The sequence below is a fragment of the Pseudomonas sp. FeS53a genome (assembly GCF_000931385.1).
GTDB classification, from domain to species: domain Bacteria; phylum Pseudomonadota; class Gammaproteobacteria; order Pseudomonadales; family Pseudomonadaceae; genus Metapseudomonas; species Metapseudomonas otitidis.
The window spans coordinates 20,342-38,484 of the sequence record NZ_JYFT01000030.1; the positions used below are offsets into that span (position 1 = coordinate 20,342).

The 18,143-nt window shown below is 65.7% G+C and carries 20 protein-coding genes; 11 read left to right on the forward strand and 9 right to left on the reverse strand.

Features of this window, described 5'->3' with window-relative positions; translation table 11 throughout:
* Positions 1 to 6 precede the first annotated feature (6 nt).
* Positions 7 to 456, forward strand: coding sequence for a ferritin-like domain-containing protein (locus SZ55_RS08775; RefSeq protein ID WP_044404300.1), 450 nt, complete (start codon positions 7 to 9; stop codon positions 454 to 456).
* 60 nt (positions 457 to 516) lie between these two features.
* On the opposite strand, the gene SZ55_RS08780 is transcribed toward SZ55_RS08775, so the two are convergent.
* The 6 genes from SZ55_RS08780 to puuE form a co-directional block, all read right to left on the reverse strand.
* Entirely contained in the window at positions 517 to 1,338 is an 822-nt protein-coding gene (locus SZ55_RS08780) for an outer membrane protein OmpK (RefSeq protein WP_044404304.1), read from the reverse strand.
* Positions 1,339 to 1,842: 504 nt separating this feature from the next.
* On the reverse strand, positions 1,843 to 3,186 hold the full coding sequence (locus SZ55_RS08785; RefSeq protein ID WP_044404307.1) for a nucleobase:cation symporter-2 family protein: 1,344 nt from the start codon (positions 3,184 to 3,186) through the stop codon (positions 1,843 to 1,845).
* Positions 3,187 to 3,409: 223 nt separating this feature from the next.
* Positions 3,410 to 4,681, reverse strand: coding sequence for a urate hydroxylase PuuD (locus SZ55_RS08790; RefSeq protein WP_044404310.1), 1,272 nt, complete (start codon positions 4,679 to 4,681; stop codon positions 3,410 to 3,412).
* A gap of 51 nt (positions 4,682 to 4,732) precedes the next feature.
* Complete coding sequence (locus SZ55_RS08795) at positions 4,733 to 5,236, reverse strand: ureidoglycolate lyase (protein WP_044404313.1); 504 nt, start codon at positions 5,234 to 5,236, stop codon at positions 4,733 to 4,735.
* A 375-nt stretch (positions 5,237 to 5,611) separates the two neighbouring features.
* Positions 5,612 to 6,127 (reverse strand): 2-oxo-4-hydroxy-4-carboxy-5-ureidoimidazoline decarboxylase, encoded by a 516-nt coding sequence (uraD, locus tag SZ55_RS08800; RefSeq protein ID WP_044404316.1) that lies wholly within the window; start codon positions 6,125 to 6,127, stop codon positions 5,612 to 5,614.
* Complete coding sequence (gene puuE / locus SZ55_RS08805) at positions 6,127 to 7,053, reverse strand: allantoinase PuuE (protein ID WP_044404319.1); 927 nt, start codon at positions 7,051 to 7,053, stop codon at positions 6,127 to 6,129. The genes uraD and puuE overlap by 1 nt, the downstream gene beginning before the upstream one ends.
* 398 nt (positions 7,054 to 7,451) lie before the next feature.
* On the opposite strand from puuE, the gene uraH reads away from it, so the two are divergent.
* The gene (uraH, locus tag SZ55_RS08810) at positions 7,452 to 7,805 is read left to right on the forward strand and encodes a hydroxyisourate hydrolase (protein WP_044404322.1); all 354 of its coding nucleotides are present in this window, start codon (positions 7,452 to 7,454) and stop codon (positions 7,803 to 7,805) included.
* A gap of 140 nt (positions 7,806 to 7,945) precedes the next feature.
* Here uraH and SZ55_RS28275 read toward each other — a convergent pair whose 3' ends face one another.
* Entirely contained in the window at positions 7,946 to 8,653 is a 708-nt protein-coding gene (locus tag SZ55_RS28275) for a LexA family transcriptional regulator (protein WP_044404325.1), read from the reverse strand.
* Between the two features lie 385 nt (positions 8,654 to 9,038).
* Between SZ55_RS28275 and SZ55_RS28280 the strand changes: the two genes are divergently transcribed.
* The gene (locus tag SZ55_RS28280; protein WP_044404328.1) at positions 9,039 to 9,311 is read left to right on the forward strand and encodes a hypothetical protein; all 273 of its coding nucleotides are present in this window, start codon (positions 9,039 to 9,041) and stop codon (positions 9,309 to 9,311) included.
* A 51-nt stretch (positions 9,312 to 9,362) separates the two neighbouring features.
* Here the strand turns inward: SZ55_RS28280 and SZ55_RS08825 are convergent, their stop codons facing one another.
* Positions 9,363 to 10,712 carry an NCS2 family permease gene (locus SZ55_RS08825; RefSeq protein WP_044404331.1) on the reverse strand — a complete coding sequence of 450 codons (1,350 nt, stop codon included), beginning with the start codon at positions 10,710 to 10,712 and terminating at the stop codon, positions 9,363 to 9,365.
* A gap of 313 nt (positions 10,713 to 11,025) precedes the next feature.
* Here SZ55_RS08825 and SZ55_RS08830 point away from each other — a divergent pair, with 313 nt between their 5' ends.
* The 3 genes from SZ55_RS08830 (at position 11,026) to SZ55_RS08840 (ending at position 13,999) form a co-directional block, all read left to right on the forward strand.
* Complete coding sequence (locus SZ55_RS08830) at positions 11,026 to 12,318, forward strand: C4-dicarboxylate transporter DctA (RefSeq protein ID WP_044404334.1); 1,293 nt, start codon at positions 11,026 to 11,028, stop codon at positions 12,316 to 12,318.
* 71 nt (positions 12,319 to 12,389) lie between these two features.
* On the forward strand, positions 12,390 to 13,094 hold the full coding sequence (locus SZ55_RS08835; protein WP_044404337.1) for a FadR/GntR family transcriptional regulator: 705 nt from the start codon (positions 12,390 to 12,392) through the stop codon (positions 13,092 to 13,094).
* 137 nt (positions 13,095 to 13,231) lie between these two features.
* The gene (locus SZ55_RS08840) at positions 13,232 to 13,999 is read left to right on the forward strand and encodes a GntR family transcriptional regulator (RefSeq protein WP_044404340.1); all 768 of its coding nucleotides are present in this window, start codon (positions 13,232 to 13,234) and stop codon (positions 13,997 to 13,999) included.
* A gap of 54 nt (positions 14,000 to 14,053) precedes the next feature.
* On the opposite strand, the gene SZ55_RS08845 is transcribed toward SZ55_RS08840, so the two are convergent.
* Positions 14,054 to 14,233: a PA1571 family protein gene (locus tag SZ55_RS08845; RefSeq protein WP_044404343.1), complete on the reverse strand. Its 180-nt coding sequence runs from the start codon at positions 14,231 to 14,233 to the stop codon at positions 14,054 to 14,056.
* A 180-nt stretch (positions 14,234 to 14,413) separates the two neighbouring features.
* Between SZ55_RS08845 and SZ55_RS08850 the strand changes: the two genes are divergently transcribed.
* The 5 genes from SZ55_RS08850 to SZ55_RS08870 all read left to right on the forward strand — a co-directional run.
* Positions 14,414 to 15,544, forward strand: coding sequence for an ATP-NAD kinase family protein (locus tag SZ55_RS08850; protein WP_044404345.1), 1,131 nt, complete (start codon positions 14,414 to 14,416; stop codon positions 15,542 to 15,544).
* A 327-nt stretch (positions 15,545 to 15,871) separates the two neighbouring features.
* A complete protein-coding gene (locus SZ55_RS08855; RefSeq protein WP_044404347.1) occupies positions 15,872 to 16,462 on the forward strand; it encodes a DUF1287 domain-containing protein in 591 nt (196 codons plus the stop codon).
* 39 nt (positions 16,463 to 16,501) lie between these two features.
* Positions 16,502 to 16,945, forward strand: coding sequence for a thiol-disulfide oxidoreductase DCC family protein (locus tag SZ55_RS08860; protein WP_172435114.1), 444 nt, complete (start codon positions 16,502 to 16,504; stop codon positions 16,943 to 16,945).
* Positions 16,932 to 17,339: a DoxX-like family protein gene (locus SZ55_RS08865; protein ID WP_044404353.1), complete on the forward strand. Its 408-nt coding sequence runs from the start codon at positions 16,932 to 16,934 to the stop codon at positions 17,337 to 17,339. Before SZ55_RS08860 ends, SZ55_RS08865 begins: the two co-directional genes overlap by 14 nt.
* A gap of 12 nt (positions 17,340 to 17,351) precedes the next feature.
* On the forward strand, positions 17,352 to 18,143 hold a 792-nt coding region (locus SZ55_RS08870; RefSeq protein WP_044404356.1), incomplete at its 3' end, for an ABC transporter transmembrane domain-containing protein.

The following is an 18,143-nucleotide window of genomic DNA, read 5'->3' on the forward strand; positions in this document are numbered from 1 at the left end:
TGCACGATGAACAACGAGCACGCCATTGATGCGCTGAACGAACTGATCGAGACCAGCAAGGACGGTGAGAAGGGCTTCCTCGAATGCGCCGAGCACGTGAAGACCCCACAGCTCAAGGCCACCCTGACCGAGCGCTCGCGGGAGTGCGGCCGTGCCGTCGCCGAGCTTCAGCAGATGGTACGCAGCCTGGGGGGCGAGCCCGAGTCGTCCTCCAGCGTGGCGGGTGCCCTGCATCGCCGCTGGGTGGACCTCAAGGCGCTGGTGACCGGCAAGAGCGAGGAGGCCATTCTCAACGAGTGCGAGCGTGGCGAGGATGTGGCGCTCAAGCATTACCGCGAGGCGCTGGGCAAGGAGCTGCCGACCGAGGCACGCACCTTGGTCGAGCGGCAGCTGCTGGGCGTCCAGCGCAACCATGACCAGATCAAGGCGCTGCGCAACCTGGCTCGCGCCAGCTGATCGAAGCGGTTTCAAGCGAGGGGACGGCGCGCAGGCGCCGTCCCCTTTTTCATGGCGCGATCAGAAGTGCACCTTGACCAGCAGGCTGGCGGTGTTCTGGTCGGTGCCGCCGAGGATCTTGTCACCCAGGAAGCTGTTGTCGTCGATGCCGTACTTGTTGCTCCAGTAGTCGTACTCGACACCCACGTAGAGCTGCTTGGCGCCCAGGTCCAGGGCCTTGCCCAGGTCGTACTTGATCTGCGGGTTGAAGTGCAGGTTGGCGTGCAGGTCGTTGGGGCGGTTGGTGGTGGCGTCCTTGTTGTTCCAGACCCAGTCCATGAAGCCGTCGATGAGAATGTCGGACTTGCCCACCGGCACGGTGTAGGACCACACCGGGGTAACCTGCCACTGGCCGGACGGGTTCTTGGTGATGCCGTCGGGCTTGCGGTAGTAGAAGTTCAGCTGGAAGTAGTCGAAGCCGGGCAGGGCCAGGTCGAAGCCCGGGCCGAGCAGGTAGTTCTGGTTGCGGTTCTCGCCACGCTCGTAGGTGGCGGCCAGCAGCACGTCGGTCACCGGGCCGAAGGCGATCTTCTGGTCGAACAGCTTGCCGAAGGACAGGCGCGGGGAAATCTCGCCGTAGTAGGTGTTGTTGCCGGCGTTGGCGTCGGCCTTGCCGTTGTAGTTGATCTGGTCGACGAAGAGGAACAGGTCGCCCCAGGTCCAGCCGCTGGCGTGCTCGAAGGTGAAGGTCTGCTGGATTTCGGGGTTGACCTTGAAGTCTTGCCCGTAGAGGTAGGTGACGCTGTTGTTCTGCCACAGCAGGGGGCCATCGGCCAGGGCCTGGTTGCAGGCCAGCAGGCCGGTCGCGAGTGCCAGGCTGGCAGGCAGGAGCTTGGTGCGCATCGTGTTTTCCTTGTTTTTCAGGGCTTCGGTTGGAAATCCCCGCACGCGTCGCCGCACCTCGTGGAGCACGAGGTGGCTAGGAGGGGGAAGGTGCTTGACCCGGTCAGGCCGAGTCGGGGAGGACGCCGGACGGGCTGTTTCCGTCCGGGTGGAACCTGGGCGCTGGAGCGCGGGCGTGGAGCGAGAAGAGTGTCGTCTGCATGATCGAGAGGCCTGCCTGTTGTTGTTGTCGGTCTGGGCGTCTATCGGGTAGGTGCGACCGGGATGCGGTTCGATAAATTGAACGCGGGGTCAGGTTTCGAACTATAGCAGTGACACCTGTTTTTGGTAACAGGAATCGATGGTTTTGTGTACAAAAATGGCGAGTGGTCGTGCGGGCCTGAACGTGCGTGCGTGAGGTGATCGCTGCGGAGCGAGCCGACAAAAAAAGACCCGCCGGATGGGCGGGTCGGGCAGCCCCGACGGCACCGGATAGGCGCGCTGCGGGTGGGAGCAATGGGGGATTCAGTGGGTCGCGTGGCAGTGGTGGGCTCGGTCTTTCTCGCCCAGCACGTTGAACAGGATGTTCAGCAGCAGGGCGCTGAGGGTGGTCATGGCGATGCCGCTGTGGGTGATCGGCTCCATCCAGTGGGGCAGATGGGCGAAGAGGTCCGGCCTGACCACCGGCGCCATGCCCAGGCCGATGCTGACGGCCACCAGCAACTGGTTGCGGCGGTCGGTGATGTCGGCTTCATGGAGGATCTTGATGCCGGTGGCGGCCACCATGCCGAACATGGCGATGCCCGCGCCGCCGAGTACGGCCGGCGGGATGGAAGCCACCAGGAAGGCGGCCTTCGGCACCAGGCTCAGGGCCAGCAGGAACAGGCCGGCGGCCACCGTCACGTAGCGGCTGCGCACGCCGGTCATCTGCACCAGGCCGATGTTCTGGGCGAAGGACGAATGGGTGAAGGTGTTGAAGAAGCCGGCCACGAAGGAGGCGCCCGCGTCGCAGAGCAGGCCGCGGCGCAGGGCATTGGGGCAGATCTCGCGCCCGGTGATCTTGCCCAGGGCGAGGAACATGCCGGTGGACTCGACGAAGATGATCACCGTCACCAGGCACATGGACAGCACCGGTGCCAGCTCGAAGGTGGGCATGCCGAAATGCAGCGGCGTCACCACCTGCAGCCAGGGCGCCTGTCCCAGGCCATTGAGGTCGACCATGCCCAGGCAACCGGCCAGCACATAGCCGATGCCCATGCCGATCAACACCGAGACGTTGACCCAGAAGCCCCGCAGGAAGCGGTTCACCACCAGGATGATGGCCAGCACCAGTGCAGCCACGGCGAGGTACTGGAGGCCGCCGAACTCGGTGACCTTGCTGCCGCCCCCGGCCCAGTTCACCGCCACCGGGAACAGGCTCAGCCCGATGGAGGTGATTACCGTGCCGGTGACCAGCGGAGGGAAGAAGCGGACGATGCGGCTCATGAACGGCGCCAGGACCAGGCCGAACAGCCCGGCGGCGATGGTGGCGCCGAAGATGCCCTGGAGCCCCACGCCGGGCATGCCGGCCATCACCACCATGCTGCCCACCGCAGCGAAGCTGGCGCCCATCATCACCGGCATGCGGATGCCCACCGGGCCGATGCCGATGGATTGCACGAGGGTGGCGATGCCCGCCACCAGCAGGTCGGCGTTGATCAGGAAGGCGATCTCTTCCCGGGAGAGGCCGGCGGCCTGGCCGACGATGAGGGGAACGGCCACGGCGCCGCCGTACATCAGCAACACATGCTGGAGGCCGACCAGCAGCAGCTGCATCAGGGGTAGACGCTGGTCGGCCGGAGCCACAGCGGGGGCTGTCAGTTGGGTCATGCAACACCTCGGGCGCTTTTGTTCTTGTTGAGCCGTCGGGCCCATCGCCTCAGGTCGATGGGCCGGGGTATCGATGCAGCAGCCGGCACAGGCGTGCCGGGCAGGAGGGATAAAGGCGGGGGAGGGAGACGAACCCGCCCCGCCGCGACGCGATAAAAAAGCCTACCCGGAGGTAGGCGAATCGCGGGCCGCAGAGCTTGGGGGAATGCGGCCCGCCGTGGGATCACTCGGTGCGGGCCCCCTGGGCGATCCAGGAGCCGATCAGCTCCCGCTCCTCGGGGGTCATCTGGGTGATGTTGCCCAGGGGCATGATCTGGCTGGCTACGGCCTGGGCCTGGATCTTGGGCGCCAGGGCCTGGATCTGCTGGGGCGTGTCGAACATCACGCCAGCCGGTGCCGCCGTGAACAGCGGGCTGGTGGGCTTGGCGGAGTGGCAGACGGTGCAGCGTTCCTGGATCACGCTGTGCACCTTGTCGAACTGCGGCGAGCCGTTGCTGGCGCTGGCCTGGGGCGCCTGGCCGGCGGGCTGTTCGGCAGCCTGCGCGGGTGCGCTGGTCGGAGCCTGGGGCGCGCTGACGACCGGGGCCGGGGTCGCTGCCTTGTAGTTCGGCGAGGTGACGAAGGCCAGGCAGATCATGCCCAGTGCGCCGGCCGGGAGGGTCCAGGCGAACTTGTTGCTGTCGTGGCGGGTGTTGAAGTAGTGGCGTACCAGAACGGCGATCACCGCGATCCCGGCCAGGATCAGCCAGTTGTACTGGCTGCCGTAGGTGCTCGGGAAATGGTTGCTGATCATGATGAACAGCACCGGCAGGGTGAAGTAGTTGTTGTGGCGCGAGCGCAGCAGGCCCTTGGCCGGCAGCGCCGGGTCCGGGGTGCGGTTCTCTTCGATGGCCTTAACCAGTGCACGCTGTGCCGGCATGATGATGCGGAACACGTTGCCGACCATGATGGTGCCGATCAGCGCGCCGACATGGATGTAGGCGCCACGGCCGCTGAACACCTGGGTGAAGCCCCAGGCCGCGCCGATCACCAGCACGAAGAGGATCAGGCCGAGCAGGGCGGGCTGCTTGCCCAGGGGCGAGTCGCAGAGCAGGTCGTAGATGAACCAGCCGGCGACCAGCGAGCCGATGCCGATACCGATGGCCGCTGCGGGCGAGAGGTCGACGCCGGGTGCGATCAGGTAGAGCGTGGGGTTGAGGTAGAAGACCACCGTCAGCAGGGCGACGCCCGACATCCAGGTGAAGTAGGCCTCCCATTTGAACCAGTGCAGGTTGTCCGGCATTTTCGGCGGTGCCAGCTTGTATTTCTCCAGGTGGTAGATCCCGCCGCCGTGGATGGCCCAAAGGTCACCCGAGAGCCCGTCGCGCGGGTTCTTCCGGTTCAGGTTGTTCTCCAGCCAGACGAAATAGAAGGATGCGCCGATCCAGGCGATGCCGGTGATCATGTGTACCCAGCGAATGCTCAGGTTCAGCCATTCGGTCAGATGTGCTTCCACAGTACGTACCTCTTCCCCGGGATCGACACGCCGAACGCCGGGCTTCTCTTATTAGTGGTGGGGGTCGAGGACCAGGTGCTCGTCCTCGGTGAAGTAATGCTCGTCGCAGTTGTTGCCTGAACCACTGCGATCAACCACCAGGAAGTCATCCCGCTTTTCGATCGTCAGCACCGGGTGGTGCCAGACGCCGCGATGGTAATTAACGCCCTGCCTGCCATTGGTGAGGAAGGCACGGACCAAGCCCGGTACAGGTGCATCGCCAAGTGGCGCGACCACGACCAGAAAGGGGTTGCCGAGCAGCGGGATGAAAGCCTGGCTGCCCAGCGGATGGCGCTCCAGCATGCGGATTCTCAGGGGCATTTCCAGGGCCTGGGCGCTGAAGATGCTGATGATCGCCCGGTCCTCCGGCTGGGCGGTCTCGACCGTGGCCAGCTTGTGATAACGGCGGGTGGAGCCGTTGTTGATCATGAAGTAATCGCTGCCTTCGGTTTCGATCACGTCACCGAACGGGGCGAAGGCTTCCTTGGTCAGGGGCTCGATCTTGAGGATTCGCATGGCTGCTCTACTGATTCGTTTCAGGTGCCCGCGCCGGTAGGCGCGGGAGGAATGGGGCGCCCGGGTGCAGGCGCCCCTTGCCCAGTGGCTGTGGCAGCACCTGCGCGGAGCGCGTGGCTGCCCGGCGATGGGCGTGCGAGGGGGAGGCAGGGCCTGGGGCGGAGTGGCGCCCAGGGTGTGGCAGGTGACTCAGGGCCGGATGGTGCCCTGAGTCGCTGCGGCATCCGCCCCACGCTGCAACCGCGCAGGCCGCGGGGCTGCACGCCAGACCCGGGCGGGTCGGGGTGTGCAATCGCGACGAGGCGGCGTGCCGGCTGGGGAGGGTGCGTGGATGCATTGTTGTTCTTCTGTGGTTACGCAAGGTCGGGTGGTCGGCTACATCACTTGCAGGCGGAACAGGGCGATCTTGTTGATTTCCGCCAGGGCCCGCTGGAATTCCGCCTCGGCGCTGTTGTGGATGCGCTCTTCGAAGGCCGCGAGGATCTGGTGCCGGTTGCTGCCCTTCACCGCCATGATGAATGGGAAGCCGAACTTGGCCTTGTAGGCATCGTTCAGTTGGGTGAAGCGGGCGAACTCGTCGGGCGTGCACTCATGGATGCCGGCCCCGGCCTGTTCGTTGGTGCTGGCTTCGGTCAGCTCGCCGCGCACGGCGGCCTTGCCGGCCAGGTCCGGGTGGGCGTTGATCAAGGCCAGTTGCTGGTCATGGCTGGCGCTGAGGAGGATGTCGGCCATGCGCTGGTGCAGCGTTTCGATCTCGTCGAGGCTGGCATCCACGCCCAGGTCGTAGGCGCGCTCGGCCACCCAGGGCGAGTGTTCGTAGATGTCGGCGAAGGCGCTGACGAAGGCGTCCCGGGACAGGCCCGAGGGGGTGATGTGCTGGAAGCGGCTCATCAGGCGTTTCCTTTGAACGGGTGGTGGGTGTGCCAGTGGCGGGCGATGTCGACGCGGCGGGCGAACCAGACCTTGTCGTGCTGCTTCACGTAGTCGATGAAGCGTGCCAGCGAGGCCAGGCGTGCCGGGCGACCCAGCAGGCGGCAGTGCATGCCGATGGAGAGCATCTTCGGCGCGCCGGCGCTGCCTTCGGCGTAGAGCACGTCGAAGGCGTCCTTGAGGTATTCGAAGAAGTCGTCGCCCTTGTTGAAACCCTGCACCTGGGTGAAGCGCATGTCGTTGGTGTCCAGGGTGTAGGGGATGACCAGATGGGGCTTCTCCGGCGTGCTGGCCGGGTCCCAATAGGGCAGGTCGTCGTCGTAGGTGTCCGAGTCGTAGAGGAAGCCGCCTTCCTCGCGCACCAGGCGGCGGGTGTTGGGACCGGTGCGGCCGGTGTACCAGCCCAGCGGACGCTGGCCGGTCAGCTCGGTAAGGATGCGGATGGCCTCCAGCAGGTGCTCGCGTTCCTGCTCTTCGCTCATGTACTGGTAGTCGATCCAGCGGTAACCGTGGCTGCAGATCTCGTGGCCGGCCTCGACCATGGCGCGGATCACGTCCGGATGGCGCTGGGCGGCCATGGCCACGGCGAAGATGGTGAGCGGGATGCCCTGCTGTTCGAAGAGGCGCAGCAGGCGCCAGACACCTGCACGGCTGCCGTACTCGTAGAGGGATTCCATGCTCATGTTGCGGGCGCCCTGCAGGGGCTGCGCGGCGACCATCTCCGAGAGGAAGGCTTCCGACTCCTTGTCCCCATGGAGGATGTTGCGCTCGCCGCCTTCCTCGTAGTTGAGGACGAAGGACAGGGCGATACGGGCCTCACCCGGCCAGTGCGGGTGGGGAGGATTGGCGCCATAGCCGATCAGGTCGCGTGGGTAGTCGGAGCTCACTGCTGTGTTCCTTCTTCTGGTGCGTTCACAGGGGCAGGTGAACGTGATGCGTGATTGTATACAAACAAGCCTCGCACTTGTAAATCGATTATTTGCTCAGGGGCTGCCCGTGGTGCTTGCAAGAAATCTGCCCAGTCGGTCAGTTATTGATCGGCAAGCCCCTGTCAGGTGATGTTTGCAGCGTTCTGGAACGGTCGGCGAGTTGCGCGTCGGTCGAGCGATCAGCTTGCACATTATTTTGTATACAGTTTTATTTTTGCTGAGGTATATTCGGACTCGTTTCGCGCCATGCGCTGCCCCGTGACGGGGCGTCCGGTGGCGCTCCGCATCATTGGAACGCATCACAGGAGGCAAGGCCCTTGCAGGGCGCCGGACAGGCGTCGGGGGCTGGAGACGCAATGGGACGACTGACTACTCACGTACTGGATGCAGCCCATGGCTGCCCGGGCCATGACATCCGCATCGAGCTCTACCGTGTCGAAGACGGTGGACTGGAGCTGATCACCCGCACCGCCACCAATGACGATGGACGTTGCGATGCGCCCCTGCTGCAGGGCGAGGACTATGCGACCGGGGTCTACCAGCTGCATTTCCATGCCGGTGACTACTACCGCAAGCGCGGCGTGCAACTGGCCGACCAGGCATTTCTCGATGTGGTGGTGCTGCGCTTCGGTATCGATGCGAAGCAGGACCACTACCACGTCCCGCTGCTGATTTCCCCCTACAGCTACTCCACCTACCGGGGCAGCTAGAGAACCGACACCATCCTCGTGACTCTTCAACGAGTCCCTTTTCCCAGCCCGTTCACACTGCGGGCTTTTTTTTACCTGGAATTTGGTGGGACGGGCCGCTCAGGTGCGAGCAGCCCGGATCGGCTGGCGGTTGCGGGGCGCTACCAGAGCACCGAGGACCAGAAGACCTGGCCGACGATCTCCAGCTCGGCCAGCGCCCGCTCTTCATCCGGGTACTCGTCCCGCTGGTAGCTGCGCAGGCGCACCTGGCCGGCGGGCAGGCGGTGGAGGACCTTCACCCGGAGCATGCCGGCATCGAGCAGGGCGTAGGTCTTGCCGTCGATGACTTCGCGGCGGCCACGGTCGATGCCGAGGATGGCGCCGTCCGGAAACAGAGGCGCCATGCTGTCGCCACAGACGATGACGCAGGCGGCGAGGGCCGGGTCGATCTGGCGCGCCTGAAGTGCATGTCGGCTGAAGCGGATGCCTGAGTAGTCCAGCTCCTCCAGGGAGGTGCTGTTTTCCTCCAGAGATGTGGCTTCCTTCAGAAGTGGCAGCTCGATTTCGTACTCGTAGCGGGGTGCTTCGGATTCCCTGATGGTCATGGGGATGATTCCGTCCGGGATCTCGCGCGCCTCTTCATTGCCATCGGGGTCATGGGCCGATTGCACGAGCTGTCCCCCAATGCTGAGGGTCGGCATCTGCAGGCAGGCGAGTATCCGGTTGATTCTCGTCAGCCCGGGCTCGCGGCGACCGTTCAGCCAGTGCGCGACCGCGCCCTGGGTCACGCCGATCCGTTCGGCCAACTGCTCCTGGGTGACGCCCAGTTCTTTCATCCTGGCTTTGGCCAGCAGGTTCCATTTTTTCATGGAGGGCGACATTACGCGCCGTATTGCCATTCGCCAGTGACCTTGTGTATTACAGGGTTGTGTCATCGAATACGATACGTATTCTATCTTTGGGATGTTTCCGCAGGCGGGCGTTGTGATCCTCCTCCCGGTCAATCCGCCTTCTGGTGCTGGCGGTTGGGAGGAAGGGTGATGACGTCGGTTGCGGAGGTTTCGCCCTCCAACCGTCGCGTGGTTGCCCGCTCCTGGTATCCCGCGCGCTCCTGGGTTGGATGGGGTGCCAGGAAGGTGCCCTGTCCCACTCGGGCGGTCGCGTGGCCCCCGGCCAGGGCGGTGCAGCGACGGCTGGAGGGCTTTCTTACTGCGGGGACTGGCTGCCCCGGTGTTTCGCGAAAGGAGACGCGACGTGCAATTTGAGCTGACGGTTCTGTGCCTGGGCATCCACCGTGTCGAGGCGGGTGGACGCGTGTGGTGCTTCGCTTCCATCGCGCGCGAACCTGCGACCCGGGAGGAGCGCCGCTGCAACCGGGGCTACCTGGTGCAGCAGGTGACTGCCGAAGTACGGGTGTTCGAGGAGGTGGGGTGGTTGTCCGGCCCGACGCGGCTGAGCTTCAGGTGTTCGATCAGTGAGGAGCCGGGTGGCTCTTATCGGCCGCACCTGCTGGCGTTGTGTCACTGAGTGCCGGGGCGGAGGAGAGCCTCGCGGTCGGCGCGCGAGGCTCCGGGGCGGTCAGAGGAAGATGAACTTGGCGATGAAGATCGCGCAGAGCACGTAGAGGCTGAGGGACACCTCACGGTAGCGGCCGGTGAAGGCCTTCATGGCGACGTAGCTGACGAAGCCCAGGGCGATGCCGTCGGCAACCGAGAAGGTCAGCGGCATCATGATCACGGTGACGATGGCGGGGATGGTCTCGGTGTGTTCGTCCCAGTCGATGTGGGCCATGCCGCCCATCATCAGCATCGCCACATAGATGAGGGCGCCAGCGGTGGCGTAGGCGGGGATCATCCCGGCCAGCGGGGCGAAGAACATCGCCGCGACGAACAGCACGCCCACGGTGACTGCGGTCAGGCCGGTCCTTCCGCCCGCAGCCACACCAGCCGCGCTTTCCACATAGCTGGTCACCGGCGGTACGCCGAGCACGCCGCCGAACACGCTGGAGGCGCTGTCGGCCTTCATGGCCCTGGACAGGTTCTCGATGCGGCCGTCCTCCTTCACCAGGTTGGCGCGCTGGGCTACGCCCATCAGCGTCCCGGCGGTGTCGAACATGTGCACGAAGAGGAAGGCGAGGATGACGCTGACCATGGTCACGTTGAACGCGCCGGCAATGTCCATCGCCATGAAGGTGGGTGCCAGGCTCGGGGGCATGGAGAACACGCCGCCGAACTTGACGATGCCGAGGCCGACGCCGACCAGGGTGACGGTGAGGATGCTGATGAGGATGCCGCCGAATACGCGGCGGTATTCCAGCACCGCGATCATCAGGAAGCAGATGGCGGCGAGCAGCGGACCGGGGGAGGTCAGGTCGCCGATGTGCACCAGGGTCGAGGGGTGGGCGACCACGATGCCGGCCGTCTTCAGGCCGATCAGCCCGAGGAACAGGCCCACCCCGGCACCCATGGCGAAGCGCAGGCTGCTGGGGATGCTGTTGAGCAGCCATTCGCGGATGCGCGAGAAGGTCAGCACCATGAACAGCACGCCGGAGAGGAAGACCGCGCCGAGGGCGATCTGCCAGCTGTAGCCCATGGTGTTGACCACGGTATAGGTGAAGAAGGCGTTGAGGCCCATCCCCGGTGCCAGGCCGACCGGCCAGTTGGCGTAGAGCCCCATGAGGAAGCAACCGAACGCGGCAGCCAGGCAGGTGGCGACGAAGGCGGCGCCGTGGTCGATGCCGGCGTCCGCCATGATGTTCGGGTTGACGAAGATGATGTAGGCCATGGTGATGAAGGTGGTGAGACCGGCGGCCAGTTCGGTCTTCACGGTGGTGCGGTGCTGGGTGAGCTTGAAGAGGCGGTCGAGCAGGCCCTGGGCAGGAGGGCTTTCGGCGTACAGGTTTTGTTCTTGTTGTCTGGTGCGTTCCACAGCAGGTACCTCTCATTCGTTGTTGTGAGCTTCTTCCCGGCTGGTTACCTGGGTCCCTTGCACTGAGGGAGAAGCCTTGAGGTGTTTGCCCGGCGGGCTGACGCATTTTTCTGACTTTTGGGTCAGAAAGTATGCAGTCGGATTATGTGTTTGTGTACAAAAAAGTCAATTGGAGTTTGCGGGGCCTTGTGTACGGATTTTGACGGCCCTAGACTGCGACAGCTGGACTGACCGGTAAGACCACAACAACAAAGCCTCCGGTATCCGTGGCTCCCTGCTGCGCGCCGCGAAGGCACCCCAGGAGATCACTCCAATGCTCAAGTGGTGTTCGCGCTCGATTTTCCTTCAGGTCGTCATCGGCCTGGTCATCGGCATCCTCTGTGGCGTCGGCTTCCCCGAGTTCTCGGCGCAGCTCAAGCCCCTGGGGGATGGCTTCATCAAGCTGATCAAGATGCTCATCGCGCTGATCGTGTTCTGCGTGGTGGTCAGTGGCATCTCCGGTGCCGGCGACCTGAAGAAGGTGGGCCGCATCGGCTTCAAGTCGGTGGTGTACTTCGAGGTGCTGACGACCCTGGCGTTGCTGATCGGCCTGCTGGTGGCCTACGGCTCCGGGCTGGGGGAGGGCGCCAACATCAACCTCAGCGAGCTGCCGGCCGGCGATGCGGCGGCCTACACCTCGCGCACCGGCGACCTGCATGGGCCGGTGGCGTTCCTGATGGGGTTGATCCCCAACTCGGTACTGGGTGCCTTCGCCGATAACGACATCCTCCAGGTGCTGGTGTTCTCGGTGCTGTTCGGGTGCGCACTGAACATGGCCGGTGAGTCGGCGGCCGGCATTGCCCGGCTGATCGGTGAGCTGAGCCACGTGATCTTCCGGATCATGGGAATGATCGTGCGCCTGGCGCCGATCGGGGTGTTCGGCGCCATCGCCTTCACCACCAGCAAGTACGGCGTCGATTCCCTGCGCCACCTCGGCGGACTGGTGCTGGTGTTCTACCTGACCTGCACGGCCTTCGTGCTGCTGGTGCTGGGGACGGTGCTGCGAGTGTCGGGGCTGCGCCTGTTGCCGTTCCTCGGCTACCTGCGGGAGGAGTTGCTGATCGTGCTGGGTACCGCCTCCTCCGATGCGGTGCTGCCCCAGGTCATGCGCAAGCTGGAGCACCTGGGCATCCGCAGTTCCACCGTGGGGCTGGTGATCCCTACCGGCTACTCCTTCAACCTGGATGGTTTCTCCATCTACCTGACCCTGGCCATCGTCTTCATTGCCCATGCCACCGGCACGCCCCTGGCAATGAATGACCTGCTCACCATCCTGCTGGTCTCCCTGGTGACCTCCAAGGGCGCCCACGGCATCCCGGGATCGGCGCTGGTGATCCTCGCGGCAACCCTGGCGGCGGTGCCGGCGATCCCGGTGGTCGGGCTGGTGCTGGTGCTTTCGGTGGACTGGTTCATGGGCATCGGCCGTGCGCTGACCAACCTCATCGGCAACTGCGTGGCCACCGTCGCCATCGCCCGCTGGGAGCAGGACATCGACCTGCAGCGGGCCCGCGGCGTGCTGGCCGGTGAGCAGGGGCTGGCCTTCAAGGCGCGGGCCTCTGCCGATTGAGTGCGGGCCGACCGGGCAGGCATGATGCTGCCCGGCGTCGGGCCTGAATGGATCGAGGAGGAAGCGAATCCATGTCTACCACCCTGGTGGGTTCGGTTGTGCAGTCGTTGCGTGAAGCCATCGAGCAGGGCCGCTGGCCCGCCGGGGAGATGCTCCCGGGGCAGCGGGAGCTGGCCGACCAGCTCGGGGTCAGCCGGCCCTGCCTGCGGGAAGCCGTCACCGTGCTGGAGACCCTCGGCATGGTGCGCTCGCTGCCCGGCAAGGGGGTGCAGGTGCTGGCGCGGGAGGCCGTCGACGTGGCGGAGCCGCGCGTGGCGGCCGGGCATCGCATGGCCGATATCCTCGAGCTGCGCTATGCGCTGGAGCCCTTCATCGTGGGGTTGGTGGCGCAGTCCATCGCCAGTGCCGACCTCGATCGCCTGCGCCTGCGCCTGCTGGACCTGCGCGATGCTGCCGAGGACGGCGCGCTGGATGCCTTCGTCGAGGCCTACCTGGGGTTTCACCGGCTGCTGGGCAGCCTCACCAGCAATCCCATCTTCCAGCACCTGGTCGGCCAGGCTGGTGATGCGCTGGCCCGCAGCGATGTGTTGCTGCGCCAGGGCGCCGACCAGCTTGAGGCCCGGGTGCGCGAGCACGAGGCGCTGGTCCAGGCCATTCGCCGCCGCGACAGCGTCCTGGCCGCTGATCTGATGCGCCAGCACCTGGCCAATGAGGCTCGCCGGCTCGACCTGCCGCTGCAGTTGCCGGAGTCGCCGATGAGTGCCTCCAAAGCGTGATGTTCTGTGAGCTACGAGCGGTTTGTGTACAATGCGCCACACTTTCATGCGGCTGATGGCTCGGGTGCTGGCGTAACGGCATCCCGCCGGCATAGTGTCAGCCCATTCCCGCTTTTGAACTTCACTGTGTGGTCCTCATGAACGACGTCGAGCAAAGTCTGAAGAAACCGCCGCGCGCCACCAAAGGCACGCGCAGTGGCACCCAGGACGAGGTGGTCTACGCGCACATCTTCGAAGCCATCCTCGAGCAGCGCCTGGCACCGGCCACCAAGCTCAGCGAGGAAGCCCTCGGCGAGATCTTCGGCGTGAGCCGCACCATCATCCGTCGCGCCCTGTCCCGCCTCGCCCACGAGGGCGTGGTGCTGCTGCGGCCGAACCGTGGGGCCGTGGTGGCCAGTCCGGGTGCCGAGGAAGCGCGGCAGATCTTTTACGCGCGCCGGATGATCGAGCGGGCCATCACCGAACTGGCCTGCAAGAACGCCACCCCCGAGCAGATCGCCGGGTTGCGCCAGATGGTGCTGGAGGAGCGCGCCTGCTTCGCCCGGGGCGATCGCGGGATGGGTATCCGCCTGTCCGGTGAGTTCCACCTCAAGCTGGCCGAGGCTGCTGGCAACTACACGCTGCTCGGCTTCCTGCGCAGCCTGATCTCGCAGACATCGCTGATCATCGCGCTCTACGAAAGCAGCAGTCGCACCCATTGTTCCGACGAGGAGCACGACCGGGTGATCGACGCGATCGAGGCGGGTGACGAGGACACCGCCGTGGAGCTGATGATGCGCCACATGGACAGCGTCGACGCCAAGCTGAACCTCGATGGCGAGACGGCTTCCGACGATCTGCACGCGGTGTTCTCGCACATCCTGCAGAACAAGAAGAAGGGCACCCGCGCATCCCGCGGCGCCTGATTCACGTGGACATGAAAAAGCCCCGTTTCCGGGGCTTTTTCATGTCTGGCCATCCTAGCCCTGGCGAGCGGAGCCGGAGTGCGATTGCCGGTCCAGCTCACGGCAGGCGCGCTGGATCATGCCCTCGGTAATGGGGATCTCGCGTCCCTGGGCATCGATGATGGCGCCGCCCACCGGTTGCTCGGGTTTGAGCGGAACGACGCGACGGTTTTCGGTGCGGGTCTGCAGGCTCATGGGGAGGTCTCCTCATCAGGTGGTGTGCGCAGTCTAGGTCCCTCAGATGAAGGCAAGATGAAGGCGATAGCGCCGGGAAAACGTCACATCTTCGGGGTCGGAAGCCCGAAGCAGTTGCTGTGCCAGCGCAGCCGCAGCGGTTGACCCGGGCGCGGCAGGAAACGTTCAGACGAGGTGTGCATGTCGATATTCCGAATGGGTCTGATCATCAATCCCCTGGCCGGCGTCGGTGGCCCCGCGGCATTGCGGGGCAGCGACGGTGTGGCCGGGCTCGCACTGGAGCGCGGCGCCGTGCCTCAGGCCCAGCAACGTACGCGCCTGGCCCTGGAGCCTCTGTTGGGGCTGGCGGAGCGCATCGAGTTCCTTTGCCTGCCCGGCGCCATGGGCGGTGAGTTGCTGGCGCAGATGGGCTTTCGTCATCGCTTGCTGGGCACGCTGGACGGGCCGAGCGGTGCCGACGATACCCGTCGAGCGGTGCAGGCGATGCAGGAGGCGGGTGTCTCGCTGATCCTCTTCGCCGGTGGCGACGGTACGGCCCGGGATGTGGGGGACGTGGCGCGGGAAGGCCAGCCGGTGCTGGGCATTCCTGCCGGGGTGAAGATCCAGTCCGGTGTCTACGCCATCAGCCCCCGCGCCGCCGGGGAGCTGGCCCGGCGCCTGGTGGAGGGCGGCCTGGTGCGCCTGGCCAGTGGCGAAGTGCGTGACCTGGACGAAGCGGCGCTGCGTGATGGGCGTGTGGCCTCGCGCTGGTACGGGGAGCTGACGGTGCCGGTGGAGGGCCACTTCATGCAGCAGGTGAAGCAGGGTGGTGTGGAGTCGGAGGAGCTGGTGCTGCTGGAGCTGGCCGACTGGCTGGCGGAGGAATGGCAGCCCGGTGTGCGCTACGTCTTCGGTCCGGGGTCGACCCTGCACGGGCTGGCCGCCAACCTGGGGCTGGATGGCACGCTGCTGGGCGTGGACGTGGTGGAGAACGGGCAGGTAATTGCCCGCGACGTGACGGAGGCCGAGTTGCTGGCGCTGGTATCGGACCACCCGGCGTTCATCCTGGTGACCGCCATTGGCGGCCAGGGCCACATCATCGGGCGCGGCAACCAGCAGATCAGCCCCCGCGTGCTGCGCGCCGTCGGGCTCGACCGCTTGAGGGTGGTGGCGACCAAGCGCAAGCTCGCGACCCTGGAGGGGCGGCCCTTGCTGGTGGACAGCGGTGATCCGGCGCTGGATGCCGCATTCCCGGATGCGATACGGGTCTGGTCGGGCTATCGCGAGGAGCTGCTGTATCCCGTCGGTTGGGCAGCGGAGGAGGGCGAGTAGGCCGATGGCTACAGCCTGATCGGCCAGGCCGACAGCCTTGAGTCGACTCTCCGCCCTGGCTTGGTGGCCAGGCGGTGGGTAGGGTGTGCAGGCCTGCTGTCCCGGCTCCCATGCCCGGCGCAATCTCCTCAGGGCTTATGGTTGGGGCGTCGAGCATGGGGACCGGGGCGGCAGGTTCCTTTTCCGGTTTCATCTCCCTTTCGATCTCCCTCTTCTCCCGCCTCCTTCCCACACTGTGCGCCAGCGCCATGACGTCCTGGATGTTTCCAGCTAGGGTGGCGCCTGGATCCGTGCCCGTTCGCCAGGGCGCCAGCAAGGGAGGCCGGCATGTGCAGCAAGGCATTCAGGTTCGTACTGGGCATTGGCCTGTGGTGGTTCTGCCTGGCCGGGTGGGCGGCCGTCGACGGCGGGCGCCTGGTGGAGGCGGCCCGTACCCAGGTGGGGGTGACCCTCGGCTATGACCCCGCCTACCGGCGCATTGCCTACCCCGGCGGGGATGTGCCACTAGCGACCGGTGTCTGCACCGACGTGGTCATCCGCGCGCTCCGCGCCCAGGGCCTGGACCTCCAGCAGCGCGTCCACGAGGACATGCGCCGGCACTTCTCTGCCTATCCCCGGCATTGGGGGCTGAAACGCCCCGATCCCAACATCGATCATCGCCGGGTGCCTAACCTGATGACCTGGTTCGACCGCCAGGGCCTGTCCCTCAAGGTCGGGCAGGCTGCCGCCGACTACCAACCCGGCGACATCGTCACCTGGGACCTGGGGCGTGGCCTGCAGCACATCGGCATCATTTCCGACCGGCGCAGCCGCGAGGGTACGCCGTTGGCGCTGCACAACATCGGCCAGGGGACGCGGGAGGAGGACATCCTGTTCCGCTGGCCGATCCTGGGTCATTACCGTTTCGCAGCGCACTGAAGCGCGCCTATCATCTGCCCACATTTTCCCCGGAGCTGGATCATGCCCAGTGAGACCCAACCGCCCTTCATCGGTCCGGACGACCGCGTGGTGCTGTTCGACGGCGTCTGCAAGCTCTGCAACGGCTGGGCACGCTTCCTGATCCGGCATGACCGTCGCGAACGCCTCAAGCTCGCGTCGGTGCAGTCTCCCGAGGGGCAGGCGTTGCTCGCCTGGTACGGCCTGCCCACCGACCACTTCGAGACCCTGGCCTACATCGAGGGCCAGCGCCTGCATGTGCGTACCGATGCGGTGTTGCGGGTGCTCGGGCAATTGCCGGCACCCTGGCACTGGCTGAGGCTCTTCCGCGTGGTGCCCGCGCCCGTGCGGGACTGGCTCTACGACCGCGTTGCCCTGAACCGCTACCGGCTCTTTGGCCGGCACCCGGTGTGCATGCTGCCCCATCCCGATCATGAGAGGCGCTTCCTGCATGGCGAGCGCTGATCCCAGGCTGTACGCCAGCCTGGCCCGCTGGGGGCTTGCGCTGTTGTTCCTCTACCACGGCATCGTGCCCAAGCTGCTCTGGCTGAGCCCGGGTGAACTGGAGATGATCCGTGCCCACGGCTTCGAGCAGGCGCGACTCCTAGCGGCCCTGGCCGGTGTGGCCGAGGTGGTGCTGGCCCTGGCATTGCTGGTGGTGCGCAGGCGTCGCTGGCCGCTGGCCCTGAGTGCGCTGGCCTTGGTCGGCTTGCTGGTGGACGTGGCGATGGTGGCGCCGGGCTTCCTGGTGCAGGCCTTCAACCCGGTGTCTACCAACCTGACGGCGTTGTTCCTCTGTGCCGTCGGCTGGCTGGCGGAGCACCCGGAAAACCCGCAGAGTGTCGCTTCTTCCCGTTGATCGAGTCCTAGCATGGGTCTGCTTTCCTCTCGCCGGCGCGGTGCCCTGCGCATGGCGGCGCAATTCGTCGCGCCCTACCGCGGCCGGGTGATCGGTGCCCTGCTGGCGCTGCTGTTCACCGCCGGCATCACCCTGTCCATGGGGCAGGGCATTCGCCTGTTGGTGGACCGTGGCCTGGCGACCCAGTCGCCAGAGGCACTGAATCATTCGATCCTGTTCTTCTTTGCGCTGGTGGTGGCCCTGGCTGTGGGCACCTTCACCCGCTTCTACCTGGTGTCGTGGGTGGGCGAGCGCTTCGTGGCGGATATCCGCATGCGGGTGTTCAACCACCTCATCGAGCTGCACCCCGGCTTCTTCGAGAGCAACCGGGCCTCGGAAATCCAGTCACGGCTGACTGCCGACACGACCTTGCTGCAGTCGGTGATCGGCTCCTCGCTGTCCCTGGCGCTGCGCAACGGCATCATGCTGGTGGGCGGCATCGTGCTGCTCTTCATCACCAACCCCAAGCTGACCGGCATCGTGGTGGTGGCGTTGCCGCTGGTGGTGGCGCCGATCCTCCTTTTTGGTCGGCGGGTGCGCAGCCTGTCGCGGCAGAGCCAGGACCGCATCGCCGACGTGGGCAGCTATGTCGGCGAGACCCTGGGCCAGATCAAGACCGTGCAGGCCTACAACCACCAGGCCCAGGACCGGCTTCGCTTCGGCCACACCGTGGAAGGCGCCTTCGATACGGCACGCAAGCGCATCGCCCAGCGCGCCTGGCTGATCACCGTGGTGATCGTGCTGGTGCTGGGGGCGGTGGGGGTG